The sequence below is a fragment of the Roseovarius sp. Pro17 genome (assembly GCF_035599575.1).
In the GTDB taxonomy this organism is placed as follows: Bacteria; Pseudomonadota; Alphaproteobacteria; order Rhodobacterales; family Rhodobacteraceae; genus Roseovarius.
Genome location: NZ_CP141179.1, coordinates 2,332,851 through 2,353,243 on the forward strand (window position 1 = coordinate 2,332,851; position 20,393 = coordinate 2,353,243).

16 protein-coding genes are annotated in these 20,393 nt (G+C 62.8%); 9 read left to right on the top strand and 7 right to left on the bottom strand.

Features of this window, described 5'->3' with window-relative positions; translation table 11 throughout:
- Positions 1-22 precede the first annotated feature (22 nt).
- The 3 genes from U3654_RS11340 (at position 23) to U3654_RS11350 (ending at position 6,457) form a co-directional block, all read left to right on the top strand.
- Positions 23-1,300, top strand: coding sequence for an O-acetylhomoserine aminocarboxypropyltransferase/cysteine synthase family protein (locus U3654_RS11340; protein ID WP_324751655.1), 1,278 nt, complete (start codon positions 23-25; stop codon positions 1,298-1,300).
- A 136-nt stretch (positions 1,301-1,436) separates the two neighbouring features.
- Entirely contained in the window at positions 1,437-4,220 is a 2,784-nt protein-coding gene (locus U3654_RS11345; protein WP_324751656.1) for a hypothetical protein, read from the top strand.
- 332 nt (positions 4,221-4,552) lie between these two features.
- Entirely contained in the window at positions 4,553-6,457 is a 1,905-nt protein-coding gene (locus tag U3654_RS11350; RefSeq protein ID WP_324751657.1) for a cation:proton antiporter, read from the top strand.
- Positions 6,458-6,478: 21 nt separating this feature from the next.
- Here U3654_RS11350 and cobT read toward each other — a convergent pair whose 3' ends face one another.
- Positions 6,479-7,495, bottom strand: coding sequence for a nicotinate-nucleotide--dimethylbenzimidazole phosphoribosyltransferase (cobT, locus tag U3654_RS11355; protein WP_324751658.1), 1,017 nt, complete (start codon positions 7,493-7,495; stop codon positions 6,479-6,481).
- Positions 7,496-7,577: 82 nt separating this feature from the next.
- Between cobT and cobS the strand changes: the two genes are divergently transcribed.
- Entirely contained in the window at positions 7,578-8,333 is a 756-nt protein-coding gene (gene cobS, locus U3654_RS11360) for an adenosylcobinamide-GDP ribazoletransferase (protein WP_324751659.1), read from the top strand.
- A gap of 65 nt (positions 8,334-8,398) precedes the next feature.
- On the opposite strand, the gene U3654_RS11365 is transcribed toward cobS, so the two are convergent.
- The 5 genes from U3654_RS11365 to U3654_RS11385 all read right to left on the bottom strand — a co-directional run bounded on the left by U3654_RS11365 (position 8,399) and on the right by U3654_RS11385 (position 13,458).
- Positions 8,399-8,911 (bottom strand): CarD family transcriptional regulator, encoded by a 513-nt coding sequence (locus U3654_RS11365; RefSeq protein WP_324751660.1) that lies wholly within the window; start codon positions 8,909-8,911, stop codon positions 8,399-8,401.
- A 314-nt stretch (positions 8,912-9,225) separates the two neighbouring features.
- Entirely contained in the window at positions 9,226-9,564 is a 339-nt protein-coding gene (gene fdxA, locus U3654_RS11370; RefSeq protein ID WP_324751661.1) for a ferredoxin FdxA, read from the bottom strand.
- A 49-nt stretch (positions 9,565-9,613) separates the two neighbouring features.
- The gene (locus tag U3654_RS11375) at positions 9,614-10,021 is read right to left on the bottom strand and encodes an RNA-binding S4 domain-containing protein (protein WP_324751662.1); all 408 of its coding nucleotides are present in this window, start codon (positions 10,019-10,021) and stop codon (positions 9,614-9,616) included.
- Positions 10,018-12,867 carry a helicase-related protein gene (locus U3654_RS11380; RefSeq protein ID WP_324751663.1) on the bottom strand — a complete coding sequence of 950 codons (2,850 nt, stop codon included), beginning with the start codon at positions 12,865-12,867 and terminating at the stop codon, positions 10,018-10,020. Before U3654_RS11380 ends, U3654_RS11375 begins: the two co-directional genes overlap by 4 nt.
- Before the next feature lie 30 nt (positions 12,868-12,897).
- Entirely contained in the window at positions 12,898-13,458 is a 561-nt protein-coding gene (locus U3654_RS11385) for a tetratricopeptide repeat protein (RefSeq protein WP_324751664.1), read from the bottom strand.
- A 70-nt stretch (positions 13,459-13,528) separates the two neighbouring features.
- On the opposite strand from U3654_RS11385, the gene U3654_RS11390 reads away from it, so the two are divergent.
- Together U3654_RS11390 and U3654_RS11395 are read left to right on the top strand one after the other, a co-directional pair.
- Positions 13,529-13,831: an SCP2 sterol-binding domain-containing protein gene (locus tag U3654_RS11390; RefSeq protein WP_324751665.1), complete on the top strand. Its 303-nt coding sequence runs from the start codon at positions 13,529-13,531 to the stop codon at positions 13,829-13,831.
- Complete coding sequence (locus tag U3654_RS11395; RefSeq protein ID WP_324751666.1) at positions 13,828-14,763, top strand: alpha/beta hydrolase; 936 nt, start codon at positions 13,828-13,830, stop codon at positions 14,761-14,763. Before U3654_RS11390 ends, U3654_RS11395 begins: the two co-directional genes overlap by 4 nt.
- Positions 14,764-14,766: 3 nt before the next feature.
- On the opposite strand, the gene U3654_RS11400 is transcribed toward U3654_RS11395, so the two are convergent.
- The gene (locus U3654_RS11400) at positions 14,767-15,597 is read right to left on the bottom strand and encodes a fumarylacetoacetate hydrolase family protein (protein ID WP_324751667.1); all 831 of its coding nucleotides are present in this window, start codon (positions 15,595-15,597) and stop codon (positions 14,767-14,769) included.
- Positions 15,598-15,692: 95 nt separating this feature from the next.
- Here U3654_RS11400 and U3654_RS11405 point away from each other — a divergent pair, with 95 nt between their 5' ends.
- The 3 genes from U3654_RS11405 (at position 15,693) to U3654_RS11415 (ending at position 20,195) form a co-directional block, all read left to right on the top strand.
- A complete protein-coding gene (locus U3654_RS11405; protein ID WP_324751668.1) occupies positions 15,693-16,709 on the top strand; it encodes a ligase-associated DNA damage response exonuclease in 1,017 nt (338 codons plus the stop codon).
- Positions 16,706-18,301: an ATP-dependent DNA ligase gene (locus U3654_RS11410; protein ID WP_324751669.1), complete on the top strand. Its 1,596-nt coding sequence runs from the start codon at positions 16,706-16,708 to the stop codon at positions 18,299-18,301. Before U3654_RS11405 ends, U3654_RS11410 begins: the two co-directional genes overlap by 4 nt.
- A 73-nt stretch (positions 18,302-18,374) precedes the next feature.
- Positions 18,375-20,195, top strand: a complete 1,821-nt coding sequence (locus U3654_RS11415; protein WP_324751670.1) for a M3 family oligoendopeptidase — start codon at positions 18,375-18,377, stop codon at positions 20,193-20,195.
- Positions 20,196-20,393 lie beyond the last annotated feature (198 nt).

Genomic DNA, 20,393 nt, shown 5'->3' on the forward strand with positions numbered 1-20,393 from the left:
ATTTTCAGGAGGGCATAACCCCATGACACTCGGCTTTGAGACACAGCAGATCCACGCGGGCGCAAATCCCGATCCGGCCACCGGCGCGCGGCAGATCCCGATCTATCAGACTACCGCCTATTGCTTTCGCGATGCTGAACATGCGGCCAAGTTGTTTAACCTCCAAGAGGTGGGCTATATCTATTCGCGCCTGACCAATCCCACCGTCGCCGCGTTGCAGGAACGTGTCGCGACGCTTGAGGGTGGCGCGGGCGCGGTTTGCTGCTCGTCGGGGCACGCGGCACAGATCATGGCGCTGTTCCCGCTGATGGGGCCGGGCAAGAACGTCGTCGTCTCGACGCGTCTTTATGGCGGTTCGATCACGCAGTTCAGCCAGACGATCAAGCGCTTTGGCTGGACCGCTAAATTCGTCGATATCGACGATATGGACGCGATCCAGAACGCTATCGACGATGACACGCGCGCGATATTCTGCGAATCCATCGCCAATCCCGGCGGGCATATCGCAGATCTGCGCGCCATCGCGGATGTGGCCGATAAGGCCGGCCTGCCGCTGATCGTGGATAACACGACCGCCACCCCATATCTGTGCCGCCCGTTCGAGCATGGCGCGACACTGGTCGTGCATTCGATGACGAAATACCTGACAGGCAACGGAACCGTTACCGGTGGCGTTGTGGTCGATTCAGGCACATTCGACTGGTCCGCCTCGGACAAGTTCCCGTCGCTATCGGCGCCCGAGCCCGCGTATCACGGTATGAAATTCCACGAGACGTTTGGCGCGCTGGCCTTTACCTTTCACAGTATCGCCATCGGCCTGCGCGATCTGGGGATGACACTGAATCCGCAAGCGGCGCACTACACATTGATGGGGATCGAGACACTCAGCCTGCGCATGGAACGCCATTGTGCCAACGCCCAAAAGGTCGCCGAATGGCTTGAGGGCCACGACGCCGTCACGGGCGTGACCTATGCCGGCCTCAAAAGCTCGCCCTACTACGACCGCGTTGCCAAGGTCTGCCCCAAGGGCGCCAGCGGGCTTTTCACCTTTTCGCTGAAGGGCGGCTATGAGTCCTGCGTCAAGTTCGTCGATGCGCTGGAGCTGTTCAGCCATGTCGCCAATCTCGGGGATACCCGCAGCCTCGTGATCCACCCGGCCTCGACCACGCACCGCCAGCTCAGCCCCGAGCAGCAGCGCGCGGCAGATTCCGGCCCCGAGGTGGTGCGCGTCTCGATCGGGATCGAGACAGTGGACGATATAATCGCTGATCTGGATCAGGCGCTGACCAAGGCAGGCTGAGGGGGAACACGCCCGCTGGCCACCCCCTTCGTGGTGACGTCGGGCTTTTCCTTTCACTCGGCATGAACCTGCTATAGAATTACGCAGCGGGGGGCGAGGACTCCCGCTGCGGAACGTTGGGTGCTAGAGACGTGCGATGAAACCGAATTTTTCCCTTATCCTGTCCAGCGAGGGCGCCAGCCTTCTGCACAGGACATACTCGGGCTGGGCGCGCGTCGGCGATGTCGGCTTTGACGCGGACGATTTGGGCGCGGCGCTGAGCCGGTTGCAAGAGCGCGCGAGCGCCCTGCCCGGCGATCGCACCTGCAAGCTGGTGATCCCGTATGACCAGATCAAGTACCTCTCCATCGAGGCCGACGGCGACCCCGACACCGCCGTGCGCGCCGCGTTGGCGGGCGCGACGCCCTATGCGGTGAGTGAGCTGGAATATGACTGGACCGCCGAGGGCGGCGTCATCAGCGTTGCCGCCGTCGCGTTGGAAACACTGGCCGAGGCCGAGAATTTCGCGGTCGAGCACGGGTTCGAGCCGGTCAGTTTCGCCGCCATACCCAATGGCAGCGATTTCGGCGGCGAGCCGTTCTTTGGCATGACCAAATGGGCCGCCGAGGCGCTGCCCCTAGGCACCAAGGTCGAGCGTGACGAGGCTCCGGTTCACGTAACCGGCGAGGTTGAGACCCCTCAGGACGTCACCAAACAGCCGTCCGAACCTGTCGCCGCGGCCGCGGCCAAGGCGGTGGCTGAGGCCGGCCCAGCGCCCAAGGTTAGCGCGCCAGAGCCGACCGAGAAGGACGCACAGGCTAAATCGCAAACTGAGACGACTGACGTCAGCACGCCTCCCGCCATAAAAGACACACCTCCCGCCGCGAAGGACACTCCGCGCCTTCCCGCCGAGAAACCCGGCGACAAGCCCGACGTCGCATCCGCAGCCCCGTCTGCAGTTTCGTCCACAGAGACATCCGTCAAGCCCCCGGCCAATGCTAAGACCGAAGCAAAGACTGAGGCCAAGGTCGAGGCCCCGGCCAAGACTCCGCCAACTGCCTTCGCGTCGATCCGTGCCAGTCGTTCGGGCGAATCGGGCACGGGCGCGCCGCAGGTCACCGCACCCTCCCGGCTGACCCGGTTGGACGGCGCCGATACTGCGCCGGCCGCGAGTGCCGCGCCGCCCCTGCCCAGCCCTGCCAGCGGTGACGTGACCGATCCGGCATTGATCGCCGAACTGGCCGCCAGCCTCTCGCCCGATCCGGATGCGCGGCTGGACCGCGACGCCGCGACCGCCGCGCCAGAGCCAGCCGACGTCACGCCTGGCCTGTTTAGCAAAAACAGTCCCCGCGCCGAGAAACCGCCCCGCGTCGCCAAACCAAAGGCCCCGCCACCGCGCCACGAGGACGAAAAACAGCGCATGACCGTGTTTGGCGCGCGTCAAAACGAAGTGCGCGGCAAGCCGCGGTTTCTGGGCCTGATCCTGACGGCGATACTGCTGCTGTTTCTGGTGGGCGTCGCGGCGTGGGCGTCGATCTTTCTCGAGGATGGGCTGGCGCGCTTTTTCGGCGGTGGCGACGATATCAAGCTGGCTGACGTCCCGACCGCCGATGAGGTGGACGAGGATTTACAGGGCGCTATCGCCACCGGCGAGATCGCCCCCCTTCCCACCGGGGAGGAGCGCACCGCGTCACTTCCAAGGCAGACCGCCCCCCCGCGCGACGTCGCCACCCTGCCTAATCGGCCCTCTTCGCTGTCGCCCAGCGAGGCGTTGGCGCGCTATGCCGCGACCGGCATCTGGCAGATGGCGCCCACACCACCCGAAATTCCGGCTGCGGGCGCGCCACTCGCCGATCTGTTTCAGGTTTCGCTGGATCCCGGCATCGGCCTTGGCGCGCCAGCCAGTCTGCCGCGTCGCCAGCCTGATGCACGCGATACCCGCCCCGAAAAGCCATCCGGTCCGCCGCCTGCCGGGACGCGCTATGACTTTGACGAACGCGGCTTCGTGCGCGCCACGCCTGAGGGTTCGATGACACCCGAGGGCATCCGGATCTTTGCGGGTCGCCCGTCCATGGCGCCGCCTGCCGACATGGTTCAGACGATTACCGTGACGGCCACAGGATCAGACGGCGAAGAGGGCGAGTTCATCATCTTTACCGGTGATCCGACGTTGGCCAGCGTCCGCCCGCGCACCCGGCCACAGAACGCACTGGCAGGCAGCGGCGACGGCGAGGCAACGCCAGAGAACGACACCGCCCCACGTCAGGGCGGTGAAAATGTGCAGCCCGGCGACGAGGCCGAGACACGCGTGGCCAATGCGGCCAGCGCCGCCGCCTTTCAGGGCGATCCATCGCTGGCCGCGCTGCGCCCCCAGCCACGCCCGCGCCAGATGAACGCCGCCGCCGCCACACTGCAAAGCAAGACAGGCGCTGCCGCCGCCCCGTTGGTGGACGGCGCCGCACTGACCCGCGCCATCGCCATGGCCTCGGCGCAGCCTGACATCCCTCAGCCTGAGGCAGTCCAAGACCCAAATGAGCTGGACAATGCGTTTGAAAATGCGACGCCGCAGGCGGTCACTGCTTCGCTTACCCCTCTGCGCCGCCCCGGAGATTTCGAAAGCATCGTCAAGCGCACGCGCGCCAAGGCCGCAGCCCAGCCGGTGCCGACCTCGCAGCGCATGCAGCCAGCGCTACCGTCGAGCGCATCGGTGGCCAAACAGGCGACGGACAAGGACGTGCTGAACATGCGCAAGGTCAATCTGATCGGCGTCTATGGCTCGACCGCCAGCCGCCGCGCTCTGGTGCGCCTCGGCAACGGACGCTACAAGAAGGTGCGCGTTGGCGACACACTGGATGGCGGTCAAGTCGCCGCCATCGGCGATAGCGAACTGCACTATGTCAAGCGGGGCCGCAACGTGGTGCTGCAGATGCCGCGGGGCTAAAGCGTTTCGCGCTTTTCCTGAAACAGGCAATGCGCAAATGGCCCGCACCCCTTGATGTTGCGGCAATGTTGCAGGCGCTTTGCGTTAAATCTGTAGTCCAGATTAGATACAGAGTGTTTTTGGATGCCCGGCGGGGCAACTGGCTGCTCAAATGTCGGGCGACCCGTATCAATCTTCTGCAATATTGCCTTTGAATGACGCGATACGCGCGCGTTGGGCGTTGCGACATCGCGATCTGCCCCTATGCTTGAACCAGACCCACCACCCGCGTCACCACGAGCCGGCGCGCCCTAGTTCCACCCGGCCCCTTGCGGCCCCCAAAGGAGACCCTGATGGAAGGCTTCCTCTACCAGGCCTCGATCTATCTGGCCGCCGCAGTGATCGCAGTTCCCATCGCGGCGCGCCTCGGACTCGGCTCGGTGCTGGGCTATCTGGCGGCTGGCATCCTGATCGGGCCGCTTCTGGGCCTTGTGGGCAATGAAACCGCCGAGCTTCAGCATTTCGCCGAATTCGGTGTCGTCATGATGCTGTTCCTCATCGGCCTTGAGCTGGAGCCGCGCGCGCTGTGGGACATGCGCCACCGGCTACTGGGCCTTGGTGGAATGCAGGTCCTGCTGACGACGCTGGTCATCATGGGCGGCGTCATGATGCTGGGTCATACTTGGAGTGTCGGCTTGGCCGTCGGAATGATCTTTGCGCTGTCGTCGACCGCTATCGTGCTGCAAACCCTGTCGGAAAAGGGGCTGATGCAGACCAAGGGCGGGCGCTCGGCCTTTTCGGTGCTGCTGACGCAGGACATCTCGGTCATCCCGATGCTGGCGCTGCTACCACTGCTGGCCATCGGCGGTGCAGGCCTCTCGCGGGTCCGCGAAGCGACGGATCATCTGGATTCCGGCATCATCGACACGTCCGCTGGCAGTCACGATACCGGCCTGTCGCTGGTTGCGGGCCTGCCGGGATGGGGGGTGACGCTGGTCACGCTGGGCATGGTCGGAGCGATCATCATTGCCGGTGTTTACCTAACGCGCCCCGTCTTTCGCTTCATCCACGCCGCCCGCCTGCCTGAGATGTACACCGCGCTGGCGCTACTTATCGTCTGCGGTATCAGTTTCCTGATGTACCTGGTGGGCCTCTCGCCCGCTCTGGGGGCGTTTCTGGCCGGTGTGGTTCTGGCCAGCAGCGAATTCCGGCACGAACTGGAGAGCGACATCCAGCCGTTCAAGGGCCTGTTGTTGGGCCTGTTTTTCATCACCGTCGGGGCGGGAATCAATTTTTCGCTGCTCTTTGACGCGCCATTTCTGGTGCTTGGCCTCGCGCTGATGGTGATCGTGCTAAAGGGCGCGGTCCTCTACATCCTCGGGCGGGTGTTTGATCTGCGCGGACGCGATCTGTGGCTTTTCACGCTGTCATTGGCGCAGGCGGGTGAATTCGGTTTTGTGCTGATCTCGTTCTCGGGGCAGCAGAACGTCGTGCCGTCAGATATGACCGAGATGCTGCTGCTGATTGTCGCCATGTCTATGCTGATCACGCCGCTTCTGTTCATACTCTACGACTGGTTGTCGAACCGCATGGAAGAGGCGAGTGAGGACTTTGAGGATGACAATGTGGACGAACAGGCCCGCATCATCATCGTCGGCATTGGTCGATTTGGCCAGATCGTGAACCGGCTGGTGCGCTCATCAGGCTACGAGACGGTCGTGCTGGATCATAACCTCGCGACGATCCAACGGATGCGCCGGTTCGGGGTCAAGGGGTTCTTTGGCGACCCCACCCGCCCCGAAATGCTGCACGCTGCGGGCCTCAAGGACGCGCGCGTGCTGGTCGCGGCGCTGGACGATCCTGACGCCGCCGTGCGACTCGTCGCGTTCGCGCGGCGCGAGCGGCCCGACCTGCACATTATCGCGCGCGCGCGCGATCGTACGCAGGTCTTTCGCCTGTTTCAGGCCGGGGCCGACGATATCGTGCGCGAGATGTTTGATTCCTCCTTGCGGGCAGGCCGCTATGTCCTTGAGAATATGGGTGTTCCCGAATTTGAGGCCGCCGAATTGCAGCAGACCTTCTATCGGCACGACCGCCATTCCGTACGCGAATTGGCGACACTGTGGGATCCCGACGTGCCGACCGTCGAGAATGAGAAATACCTCGCCCGCGCCCGCGAACTGGAGGAAGAACTGGAGACAATGCTGCTGTCGCAACTTGAGGAATCAGGTGAGGACGAGCCGAAAAAGCGAGCCTGACAAACGCTCGGTAGGCCGCGCTCAGCCAGCAGCGATGCCCGCCTCGTCGAACGTCGCCATCCCCGAATGACAAGCCAGCGCGCCCTGCACGATCGCAATCGCCAGCGCCGCGCCGGACCCCTCGCCAAGACGCATTCCCAGCGACAATAGCGGTTCCATGCCCAGCTGGTGCAGAAGGCGAGGATGCGCCACCTCGGCGCTGACATGGCCCGCGATGCAATGATCCAGCGCGCCGGGCGCTTCGGCAGCAAGGCACGCGGCAGCAGCGCAGCAAATAAAACCGTCGAGGATGACGGGAATGCGCTGATGGCGCGCGCTCAGGATCGCGCCCGCCATGGCCGCCAGTTCGCGCCCGCCAAGACAGCGCAGCACCTCCAGCGGGTCGCGGCGGATCGCAGCGTGACGGCGCACGCCGTTTGCGACGACACGCGTCTTGATCGCCAATGCCTCGGCGCCAATGCCGGTGCCCCTGCCGGTCCAGTCCACCGCCTGCGCGCCGAACAGCGCGTGCGCAATTGCAGAGGCCGACGTCGTGTTGCCGATACCCATTTCGCCGGCCACCAGCAGATCAGCCTTCGGATCGACCGCGTCCCAGCCGGTGCGCAGCGCGGCGAGGAAATCGACGTCGCCCATTGCGGGGCCTTGGGTGAAATCGGCGGTCGGGCGGTCCAGATCCAGCGCGTGCACGTCCAGCCGCGCGCCGAACTGGCGCGCCAGCTGGTTCACCGCCGCGCCGCCCGCCTGAAAATTGGCGACCATCTGCGCCGTCACCTCGGCCGGAAAGGCAGACACGCCTTGCGCTGTGATCCCGTGATTCCCGGCAAAAACAATAATTTGCGGCGCTAACACCTGCGCGCACGCATCGCCGCGCCAACTGCAATACCAGGCGGCGACCTCTTCCAGGCGGCCCAGCGCGCCGGGCGGTTTGGTCAGAACGGCGTCACGGGCGCAGGCGGCATCACGCGCGAAGGTGTCGGGCAGCGGACCATTTTTTACCAATGCAGCCAGCTCGGACATGGTGCGGATTTTCGCGGTCATTCCGCCCCCCGGTTGCAACTCTGTTTCGCCTCAGTGTATCGCAAGGAAGAGCCACCTGCGCACCCTCAAAAGGTCCAATCCCATGCAAAAAAATGACGCCCTCTCCGCCCATCTCGACGATCTGCGCGCCGCGCTGGCCCTGCTGACCCGCCTGCCCCTGCCCGACGCACCGCTGCGGGGCGCGCGGGCCGTATGGGCTTATCCGCTGGCAGGCGTAGTGGTCGGATTGATCGCAGGGCTGGTCGGGCTGATCGCGCACTGGGGCGGATTGCCCTCGGCGCTGGCGGCATTGGCGGCGCTGGCAGTGCAGGTAATCATCACTGGCGCGATGCATGAGGACGGGCTGGCCGATAGTGCCGACGGCCTATGGGGGGCCTGGACCCGCGCCAAGAGGCTGGAAATCATGAAAGACAGCCACATGGGCGCCTTTGGCGTGATCGCGTTGTTTCTGGCGCTGGCGGCGCGGTGGGCGGCGCTATGGGTGCTTTTTCAGATGGGTGGCGGCTGGGCATTGGCCGCGATTGTAACGGCTGCGGCGGTATCGCGCGCGGCGATGCCGCTGGTGATGTGGGCCCTACCCCACGCGCGCGCCTCCGGGTTGTCACACGGCATTGGACGCCCCGATGCGCGGACCTGTGCAGTGGCGGCTGGCATTGCCGCGGTGATCGCGCTGGTCCTCGTCGGCTGGTCAGTATTTGGTGTGGTAATCTGGGCGGCGCTGACGACCGTTGCTGTCGGCTGGATCGCCAAGGACAAGATCGGTGGCCAGACCGGCGATATACTAGGCGCGACGCAGCAGCTGGTCGAAATTGCGGTGCTGCTGTCGATCATCGCCTGACATGCGGTCATGAAAAAGGCCGCGTCCCCTATGGAGCGCGGCCCTTTTCGTAACTTTGCAGTTCCTTACGCAGCAACGCGCGAGATCAGAACGTCGCCGACCTGCTTGGCTGCCTCGACCTCGTCATCGCCGCTCACGGCAGCAATTTCGCGGGTCAGTCGCTCCAGCGCCGCTTCGTAAAGCTGACGCTCGGAATAGCTCTGTTCGCGCTGATCGTCGGTACGGTGCAGATCGCGCACGACCTCTGCGATGGCAATCAGATCGCCCGAGTTGATCTTTTGCTCGTATTCCTGCGCGCGGCGCGACCACATGGCCTTTTTCGCCTTGGCCTTGCCCTTGAGCGTGGTCATCGCCTTTGATACGATGTCGGGGCTACTCAGCGAGCGCATTCCGATCTCGGTCGCCTTGTGGGTCGGCACGCGAAGCGTCATCTTGTCTTTTTCGAAGTTGATGACAAACAACTCCAGTTCGATGCCGGCGATCTCTTGGCTTTCGATCGAAACAACCTTGCCCACACCATGGGCGGGGTAGACGACGAAGTCATTAGGACTGAAATCGGGTTTTCTGGCTTTGCTCATCTCGGTATTCCTTTCCCAGCCAACCCGAGTGTCATGAGCACCGCCGCCTTGCCTTGGCGCGAGGCCGCAGGCAGGATGGCGCTATATCGTGACACAAGCAAATCCACGCCCGAGCAGCAGCACGGGAACGCGGATATCGGGACGGACGTTACATTTGAAGTGACTATATCACAAATCGGCACTGTAAGGAAGGCTGCCTGTGCGTAGCACCTTGAGCAGACTTCAAACCCAATGGCTTATGCGGCGACCCTCATGCGATAGACAAGCGTTACGCGGCAATGCAGCGCGAATCAGTACAAATTGCGCTGTCCTGCTTAACCGCCCTCGCCCGGCTTTTCAGAGAAGTACTTCTCCAGTTTTCCGGTCTCGCCATCCCGCTCCTGCGCCTCGGGCAACTCGTCTTTCTTGGTGATGATGACGGGCCATAGCTCGGCGTATTTGCGGTTGAACTCGACCCACTTTTCCATGTCCGGTTCGGTATCGGGGCGGATCGCGTCGGCGGGACATTCCGGCTCGCAGACGCCACAATCAATACACTCATCCGGATGGATGACCAGCATGTTCTCGCCCTCGTAAAAGCAATCGACCGGGCAAACCTCGACGCAGTCGGTATATTTGCAGGCAATGCAGGCATCGTTGACGATGTAGGTCATGTCGGCCTCTCGGGGGTCAGTCGCGAGACACTTAATCCAGCGGTTTGAATCATTCAAGCGCTCCGGGGGTATTGAGGTCCAGTTTGCGCCGGTCGCGTTTGGTGGGCCGACCTTTTCCTTCATAGCGCGGATTTGGCGAAACGAATGTTTCGGTTTCCGGCTCGGGTGCAGGCGTCAAATCATCGTAGAGGGTCTGCGCCTCGGACGCCGGACCGCGCCGTGTACCGGGGGCGACGACGCGCACCACGCGAATGATGCGCCCTTGCGCAAAGGTCAGCACATCGCCCGCGCGCACCGTCTGAGAGGGCTTGCCCGCGCGGTTACCGTTGATACGCACATGGCCGCCCTTGACTGTGGCGGCGGCCAATGCGCGTGTCTTGAAAAAACGCGCCTGCCAGAGCCACTTATCGAGGCGGATTTTTCCCGCCTCAACAATGCCTTCTGGCGCGTTCTTCACTTGTCTTTCTTGAGGCCCATCAGGGCTGCAGCAAAGGGATTATCGGGGTCGATCCTGTCCTTTTTCGGGGCAGGCTTGGCCGCATAACTTTTGGGCTCATTGCTTTTGGGACCGCGCTCACCGCCCTTTGGCTTACCCTTGCCGCGCGGTTTACCGCGCTCCTCCTGCGGTTTACCACGTCCGCCCTCTGGGCGCGCGCCTGCGGGCGGGGCGCTGCGTCTTGCACGTGCGGCCCAGGTAAACGTGTAAAAGATTTCAGGCTCGACAGACGGAGCGATTGGATCGGCGGGCGTGCCTGGAGCGACTTCGGTTTCGCTCATCTCAGGGATCGCGGCCGGGATTTCGGCGTCCGGCTCCGGCATTTCGGCGATGGGCGCAATGCCCTCTGCCTCGATCTGTTCGACGACATCCTCGACGGTTTCGGGTGTCGGCTCGACGCCCGGTGCCTCTTGCATGATCTGATCGACGGGCTTCACCTTTTCCCGCTCGCCGCGCTCGGCCTTGTAACCAAGGCCCTCCATGAGGTCCGCAAACTGCTCCAGCGTCATACCGGTGATCGACAACATGTCTGCCTTGGCCTCAAAGCCGCCGCGGCTGTCCTCGGCCCGCAACATATCGGCGAGACGTTCGAGCATATCGATACGGATAGCGCGGCTTCCGGCAGCGCGGTAGCCGGCCATCGTGTAATACCCCTGCGGCATCGTGGTCGCGGGAACCGTCACCAGACCAGGTGGCGGCGCTTCGGGGAAATCGTCCATGTTACTGGCGAGACCCCACAAAACTAGGCGCAGGCGCGTCGGGGCAGGCTTCAGCAGCAGCGGCATAAAGATGGTGAACTGACCGAACCGGACGCCATGTTTGCGCAATGCGCCACGCGCGTCCTGCTCAAGCGACTTGACCTCATCGGCCACGTCGCCGCGCGGAATGATGCCCATGTTTTCAACCATGCGGAAGCCAAATCCGCGCGCAAGGCCGGTCAGGGTCTCGTCCCGGCTGACGTTCAACAATGGCTCGAACTGAGTCGCAATCTTGCGGTCGATGTAATGCTGTAGGCGGCGTTCGACCTTTTGCATGACGTCCGCGCCCGCTTCGTCGTCAACAAAGACCTTAACGCCGGGCTTCATAGGGTCGGCGCCGGGGATCAGCTTGCCCACCGCGTCCTTGCCCCACATGAGGCCACCCTGCTCGGTAAAGTCGATCTCGGTGTCGGGCGCATTGTAAAAGCGGTCCGCGCGCAGATTGAAATGAGGGGCGAGCGCCTGAAGGCTGGCTTGGCTCAGCGTCTTGGCCTCCTGCCCGCTTGCCGATTTGTCCTGAACAAATCGAAATCCGTCCAAACGCCCGACGAACTCGCCTTCGACTGTTACGTCACCAGTATCGTTAACCTCTGCCACGATGGCTTCCTTCTGCTTGAGCCGGCGCAAAAGCACGGATGTGCGCCGATCCACAAATCTCTGTGTCAGCGCCCCATGCAGCGCGTCCGACAAACGGTCTTCTACAGCGCGAGTCGCCCCGCGCCAATGCGTTTCGTCATCGACCCACCCTTTTCGCTGGGCAACGTAGGTCCAGGTGCGAATATAGGCGAGGCGTTTGGACAACGTATCAATGTCGCCATCGGTTCGATCAATGCGTTCGATTTGTCGCGCAAGCCAATCATCAGGGATGCGGCCCAGTTCGTGCATGTCGCAGAAAATCGTCTCTAGCAGGCTGGCATGTTCGGCCTGGCTGATTCCGCGAAAATCAGGGATTCGGCATACATCCCACAGCAGTTTGACCGCATTGCCATTCGTCGTGCGGGCGCGAATATCAGGCGCGTCCGACAATGTGCGCAGCGCCGTGAGGTCATCCGAGTCGCGCGCGCGCGCCAACAATTCATCTGCGGGCTTTTGTTCGAGGGACGCGATCAGAGCGCCAGTCGATCCCATCTGAAGCGCGGCATTTCGCCACTCCAACTTGCGGATGGGGGCAAAGCGATGCTCCATGATCGCCTCGGCAATTTCGGGTGTCAGTTCCGGCGCCTCGCCGGTCACGCCGAAAGTGCCATGGCTCATGCCCCTGCCCGCGCGGCCCGCGATCTGCGCCAACTCGTTCGGCATCAATTGGCGCATGCGACGCCCGTCGAACTTGGTCAGGGATGAAAAAGCGACATGATCAATGTCGAGGTTGAGACCCATTCCGATGGCATCCGTGGCCACCAGATAGTCGACATCGCCGTTCTGATATAGATCCACCTGCGCATTGCGCGTGCGCGGGCTGAGCGCGCCCATGACAACCGCTGCGCCGCCCTTTTGCCGCCTCAGCACCTCGGCGATGGCGTATACATTATCCACCGAAAATCCGACAATCGCGCTACGCTCAGGCATTCGAATTATCTTTTTCGAACCTGAATAGACCAAATCAGACATTCTCTGCCGTGGCACGAATTCCACCTCGGGGACCAGCGACGCGATGACGCTGCGCATGGTCGACGCCCCCAGAAACTGCGTTTCGCGCAGGCCGCGCATCCGCAACAGGCGGTCGGTGAACACGTGACCACGCTCAGGGTCGGCGCATAGCTGGATTTCGTCTATTGCGACGAAATCGGCGCCGATACCCTCGGGCATCGCCTCGACCGTGCAGACCCAATATTTCACCCGGGGCGGCACAATCCGCTCTTCTCCAGTGACCAGCGCCACAACAGAGGGGCCGCGCGCGGCTACGATCTTGTCATAGACCTCGCGCGCCAGCAGGCGCAGCGGCAGGCCGATGACACCGGTGCGGTAACCCAGCATCCGTTCGATCGCATAATGCGTCTTGCCGGTATTTGTGGGGCCCAGAACCGCGAGGATTCGGGATTGATCGGCCATGGGCCTCATCTCCGGTGGTTCAGGATTGCGTCAGAGGTCGCTGCCTCGGGTTTCGCCCTCGAGCCGGGCCAGCGCTTCGGCGACATCGTCAAAATGCGGGTGGATTTTGGTCACGCGGGTATAGGCCTCATAGGCGAGGGCCGGTTGACCGATTTCCTCCAACAGCGCGCCAAGACTGTAGATCGCGGCGAAATTGCGCGGATCAAGTGCCAGCGCGCGCTCAAGATCGGTCATAGCGGGGCCCATCAGCCCGGCGCGCGCGAACGCGACGGACCGGGCGTGCCATCCTTCGGCAAAGCCGGGCGCATGATCGGTGAGCGCGCTCAGCAGCTCGATCGCGAGCCCGGTATTGCCCGTGGCCATCGCATCGCGACCCCGCTTCAGCAGAAGGTTCATCGCGGGCGAGCCAGATTTTGACGTCTCCAGCCGAATCTCGCTACCCAGCCTCTCAGCCTCTGGCGCGGGGGCGGTTTTCAGCGCCTCATACATTTCGTCCAGCCGCGCGGTATTCTGCGGGTCCGCCATGGCAGGACCGCTCAGCGCAAGACATAGCGCGACGACAGGATTGAGATTGAACCGAAGAGCGCCCATAACAACGTCAAGTCTAGCGCCACACGCGGGAAAGCAAACCCCCAGGCGATCAAATTGACAGGAGCGGCGGATGAGCGACACGGCTAGCGACGTGGTGAATGAGGCGGTCGAGGCGCTGAACGCACGCATGAATGGCGACGCGATGGAGGGCTCGGCCAAGTTCGTGATTGCGAATGAAGGCGCAGTATTCATCGACGCGAAAGGTGCACGCGCCTGCGACGACCCGGCGGACGTCACGCTTAGCGCGGATGCAGATACCTTTCGCGCCATCGTCGAGGGCGATCTGGACCCGGCCGCAGCCTTTATGACTGGCAAGCTGGACGTCGAGGGCGACATGGGCGTCGCTATGCAGCTAGGCCGGGTGCTAAGTTGAAGCAAGACGCGCCGCTGCTAAAGGACATCGCCGACGGCCCGGACGGTGGGCGCGCTTTTTGGCAGGATGCGCAGGATGGCGTGCGCGTACGCATCGGCCACTGGCCCGCTGCTAAGACCCGAGGGACCGTTCTGCTGTTGCCGGGTCGCACTGAATATATCGAAAAATATGGCCTGACTGCGCGTGATCTGGTGCAGCTCGGCTACGGCACATTAACTATCGACTGGCGCGGTCAGGGGCTTTCGGACCGGATACTGGTCGACGTGCTACCGGGCCACGTCGGTCGTTTTCACGACTATCAGACCGATCTGGATGCCATGTTGCAACTCGCCGCAGCGCTGGATCTGCCGCGGCCTTGGCACATGCTGGCGCATTCCATGGGGGGCGCCATCGGATTGCGCGGCGCTCTGCGCGGCCTGCCTTTCGCCACCTGCGCGTTTACCGCGCCAATGTGGGGCATCGCCATAAAACCAACGCTGCGCCCGGTGGCGTGGTTGCTAAGCTGGGCCAGCCGCCAGATCGGATTGGGGCACCTATATGCGCCGGGCGCGACGCGCGACAGCTATGTGCTGAGCGAGCCGTTCGAGACGAACGCATTGACGCGAGATCGCGAGATGCACGCCTACATGGTCACACAATTGCAAGCGCATCCCGAGCTGGCCCTCGGCGGGCCTAGCCTGCACTGGCTGTTCGAGGCGCTGCGCGAATGCCGCACCCTCGCCAGCCTGCCATCGCCGGACCTGCCCAGCCTGACCTTTCTCGGCAGCCAAGAAGAGATCGTCGACATCGCGCGAATCGACTCACGGATCGCGCGATGGCCCGGTGCGCGGCTGGAAAAGGTCGAGGGCGCTCGGCACGAGCTTTTGATGGAAACCCCCGCGACGCGCGCCAATGTCATGCGCCAGTTGGCCGCATTTTGGGACGCTCATTAACGGCTAGCCGTCCTGCCGCACCTCCTGCCGCTGCATGCCGAGGCCGCTGATGGACAGCGTCATCACATCGCCCTCACGCAGAAAGCGCGGCGGCTTCATCGCCATGCCGACGCCCGGCGGGGTGCCGGTTGCGATGATATCGCCGGGATGCAGGGTCATCATCTGGCTTAGATACGCGACCAGATGTGCCACGCCAAAGATCATCGAGGCGGTGCTGCCGCGCTGCGCAGGCTGACCATCGAGGTCCAGCATCAGATCCAGCGCCTGAACATCGCCTACCTCGTCCGGCGTGACCAGCCAAGGGCCGATCGGGCCAAAACTGTCGCAACTCTTGCCCTTGGTCCATTGCCCGCCCCGCTCGGTCTGAAAGGCGCGTTCGGACACGTCGTTGACGATCGTGTAGCCCGCCACGTAATCCAGCGCATCCGCTTCGCTGACATATTTGGCGCGGCGGCCGATAACGACGCCCAGCTCCACCTCCCAATCGGATTTCTGCGATCCACGCGGCAAATAAACCGGATCGTTTGGCCCTGTGATCGAGGATGTCGCCTTCATGAACACGATCGGCTCGTTTGGCGGGTCCAGCCCGACCTCAGCGGCGTGATCGTGGTAGTTCAATCCGATCCCGATCAACTTGCCCACTTGCCCCACCGGCGTGCCAAGGCGCGGTGCGCCCGCCACCTTTGGCAGCGTCTCGGGATCGATATCCGGCAGCGTCGCCAATACGTCGCCCGCGATATCATCCACGACCTCGGACAAATCGCGCAGCACGCCCGCGCTATCCAGAACGCCGGGCCGCTCGGACCCCGCCTCACCATATCGCACAAATCTCATCGCAGTTCCCTCGCTTTTGCCAGAAACAGCCTACCTGCATCGGCTGCGCACACAAGGGGCTGGTCAGGCTGCATACGCGACCTATCCTTGACTTTATGGTCCTTCAGTTCAAACCCCAGGGCATCTACTGCCCCGCAGGCGATTTCTACGTCGATCCGTGGCGACCCGTGGACCGCGCGCTGATCACCCATGGCCACGCCGATCACGCGCGTCCGGGGCATCGGCAATACCTTGCCACCGATATCGCGGGGCCGGTCATGCGGCATCGCTTGGGCCAGATTGATCTCGATTCGATAAAATATGGTGAAGATCGCCGGATCGGCGGCGCGAACGTGTCGTTTCACCCTGCAGGTCATATCCCCGGTTCGGCCCAAGTCAGGATCGAAGTGGGCGGTGAGGTCTGGGTGGTGTCGGGCGATTACAAGACAACGCCAGACGCCCTGTCGACCCAGTTCGAACCGGTGAAATGTCATAGCTTTATCACCGAATGCACCTTTGGCCTGCCTGTCTTTAAATGGCCGGACGAAGGCGACGCCGCCCGCCAGATCAACGACTGGTGGGCAGGCAATGCTGCGGAGGGCCGGTTTAGCCTGCTGGGCGCCTATTCGCTGGGCAAGGCGCAGCGCGTCATGTCGCTGCTGAACCCCGACATCGGACCGATCCTGACCCATGGCGCAGTGGAGAATACGAATGAAATATTGCGCGGCCAAGGCTTTGATCTGCCCCGCACGATTCACGTCACACCCGACCTCAACCCCAAGGATCATCCCGGCGCCATGGTCATCGCGCCGCCCGGCGCGCTTGGCAGCGAATGGGCGCGGCGGTTTCGCCCGGCGGCGACCGGATTCGCCAGTGGCTGGATGCGGATGCGGGGCGTGCGCAGACGCCGCGCGGTCGATCGCGGGTTCGTCGTCTCGGACCATGCAGACTGGGCTGGCCTGAACGGTGCGATCAAGGCCACTGGTGCAGAAAATTTATACGCAACACATGGTTACACAGACATCTTCGCGCGATGGTTGAAGAGTGAAGGCTATAATGCCGAGGCGCTCACAACCGAGTTCGCTGGTGAGTCGCTGGAGGGCGAGTCACTAGACGCGGAGGGGGCTGAATGAAACGGTTTACCACGCTCTACGCCACCATTGATCAGACCACCAAAACCAACACCAAGGTCGCGGCCCTTGCCACCTATTTCAAAGACGCCCCCGAGGCGGATCGCCTCTGGACCATCGCATTGTTTTCGGGCCGCCGCCCGCGCCGTGCCATCACCACGACAAAGCTGCGCGAATGGGCGGCGGAGCGTGCGGCCATCCCCCTGTGGCTCTTTGAAGAGAGCTATCCCATCGTCGGCGATCTGGCCGAAACGATCGCGCTTGTCCTGCCGCCACCCACGCGGCGGCAGAATCGCAGCCTAACCGACTGGATCGCCTATCTGCGCGGCCTAGATGGCGCCGATGAGGGCGCGCGCAAATCCGCCGTTCTGGACGCATGGGACCAAATGGACACGGCCGAGCGGTTAGTCTTTAACAAGCTGCTGACAGGTGGCTTTCGTGTCGGAATCAGCCGCAAGCTGATGACGCGCGCACTGTCTCAGGCGACCGGCCATGACGAGGCGGAACTGGCGCATCGCCTGATGGGCAACTGGACGCCGGACAGCACGACTTACACCCAGCTGATCGAGGCACCCGACCCCGAGGCGGCGCAATCACGGCCCTATCCGTTCTGCCTGGCCTACGGGCTGGATGGCGAAACCCCGGACAATCTGGGAGCCCCTCAAAACTGGCTCGCAGAGTGGAAATGGGATGGCATTCGCGGGCAGTTGATCGCTCGTGGCGGGGCGCATTTCGTCTGGTCGCGCGGCGAAGAACTGATGACCGACCGCTTTCCTGAATTTACTCGTTCAGCGGATTTTCTGCCCCCCGGCACCGTGCTGGATGGAGAGATCGTGGCGTGGGACGGCGCGGCGCCCCTGCCCTTCAACGATCTGCAAAAGCGAATCGGGCGCAAGACGGTCCCCAAGACCTTGCTAAAAAGCGCCCCGGTGATCCTGCTGGCCTACGACCTGCTGGAACAGGACGGCGCAGACCTGCGCGCCCTGCCCTTTGCCGAGCGGCGCGCCCGGCTGGATGCGCTGGTGGGTGCGCTGCCCCCGGATGCGCCTGTCCACCCCTCACCGCTTATCGCGTTTGATAGCTGGGACAGCCTCGCCCAGACCCGCAGTGCCGCCCGCGAAAGCCGCGCCGAGGGCCTAATGCTGAAATCTGCTGCCAGCCCCTATCACGCGGGCCGCAAAAAGGGCGATTGGTGGAAATGGAAGCTGGATCCGCTGACCATCGATGCCGTGATGATCTATGCACAGCAGGGATCGGGGCGGCGCGCGAACCTGTTCACGGATTTTACCTTTGCCGTTTGGAGCGGCAATGATCTGGTGCCCTTCACCAAGGCATATTCAGGCATGACCGACGATGAATTCCGCAAGATTACCGCGTGGGTGCGCCGTAACACGCTTCAGCGCTTTGGCCCCGTGCGGCAGGTCAAGCCCGAGCATGTGTTCGAGATCGCGTTCGAGGGCATCGCGCCCTCGCCGCGCCATAAATCCGGCGTCGCGCTGCGCTTTCCCCGCATGAAGCGCTGGCGCCATGACAAGCCGCTACAAGAAGCCAACAGCCTAGATGATCTGCACGAAATGCTGCGCCAATACGGCTGAAACCTCCGCCACCCTTGAGCGTGCGCCGCGCTCCGCCTATGTCAGGTGCAACGCATTTTAAGGAGCCTTTCGTATGATCCACCTGCCCCAGCCCGCCCATGACGCCAACGCCAATGCAAAGGGGGGCGATCTGGGCAAGCTGCCGGAATGGGATCTGAGCGATCTCTACACTGCAACGGACGCGCCTGAGCTAAGCCGTGATATGGATTGGCTGGAGGGCGAATGTGCCGCCTTTGCCGCCGATTATGAGGGCAAACTGGACACTCTGGACGCCGCTGGCCTGCTGAAATGCATCCACCGCAACGAGGCCATCAGCAACATTGCCGGGCGCATCATGTCCTACGCGGGCCTGCGCTATTACCAGCTGACAACTGATCCCGCGCGGACAAAATTCCTGTCCGATTGTCAGGAAAAGATCACGACTTTCACGACGCCACTGGTGTTTTTCACGCTCGAATTGAACCGGCTTGAAGATGACCATCTGACCAAGTTGCTGGGTCAGAACGCCGATTTGGCCCGTTACAAGCCTGTGCTGGACCGCATCCGCGCGATGAAACCGTACCAGCTATCCGACGAGTTGGAGAAATTCCTGCACGACATGGGTGTGGTCGGGGACGCTTGGGAGCGGCTCTTTGACGAAACGATTGCAGGCCTTACCTTTAACGTCGACGGCGAAGAGCTGAGCATTGAGGGCACGCTGAACCTGCTGACCGAGCAGGACCGCAGCAAACGCGAGGCGGCCAGCCGTGAGTTGGCCCGTGTCTTTGGCGCGAATATCCGCACGTTCAGCCGCGTTCACAACACTGCGGCCAAGGAAAAAGAGGTCATCGACCGCTGGCGCGGGATGCCCACGGCCCAGACTGGCAGGCACCTCAGTAACGATGTCGAACCCGAGGTCGTCGAGGCGTTGCGCGATGCCGTCGTCGCAGCCTACCCCAAGCTGAGCCACCGCTATTACGAGTTAAAGCGTAAATGGCTGGGGCTGGATCGCATGCAGGTCTGGGACCGCAACGCGCCGCTCCCGATGGAGGAAACCCGGGTCGTCAATTGGGGCGAGGCGCGCGACACGGTGATGAACGCCTACACCGCGTTTGACCCCAGAATGGGCGAGATCGCACAGCCGTTTTTCGATAAGGGTTGGATCGACGCGGGCGTCAAGCAGGGCAAGGCCCCCGGTGCATTTGCGCACCCCACGGTGACGAACGTGCATCCCTACGTGATGCTGAACTATCTCGGAAAACCGCGCGACGTGATGACGCTGGCACATGAGCTGGGCCACGGTGTGCATCAGGTGCTGGCGGCGGATCAGGGCGAGCTGTTGTCATCGACGCCGCTGACACTGGCCGAAACCGCGTCCGTATTCGGCGAGATGTTGACGTTCCGCCGCATGCTGGAAGGCGCTAAAACCGACGCCGAACGCAAGGTGATGCTGGCGGGCAAGGTCGAGGACATGATCAACACGGTCGTGCGTCAGATCGCCTTTTACGATTTTGAATGCAAGCTGCACGCGGCCCGCCGCGAAGGCGAGCTGACACCGGACGATATCAACGCGCTCTGGATGTCCGTGCAGGGCGAATCGCTGGGCCCGGCCTTTGACTTTGTGGACGGCTACGAGACGTTCTGGGCCTATGTGCCCCACTTCGTCCACTCGCCCTTCTACGTCTATGCCTATGCGTTCGGCGACGGCCTCGTGAACGCGCTCTATGCGGTCTATGAGGAAAATCCCGAGGGGTTTCAGGACAAGTATTTCGACATGCTGAAGGCAGGCGGGTCCAAGCATCATTCCGAGTTGCTGAAGCCATTCGGCCTCGACGCAAGCGATCCAAAATTCTGGGATAAGGGCCTGAACATGATCTCGGGCATGATTGACGAGTTGGAGGCGATGGAGGACTGAGCCCAAGCGCCTCCTGCACATGCCGTAAGAGATGAGGCGCTATCAACGCCGCAAACCCCGCGTGGTCCATTCGACGACCTTGCGTAGCAGGTTGCGCGCGGTTTGCAGGCGGCGAGGCGCGGGCGTTGTCGGGCCATCGGCCAAATGTCGCCGGTCGGCTTGCGCTGCCACGTATCTCGCCTATCTTTAGTATTAAGG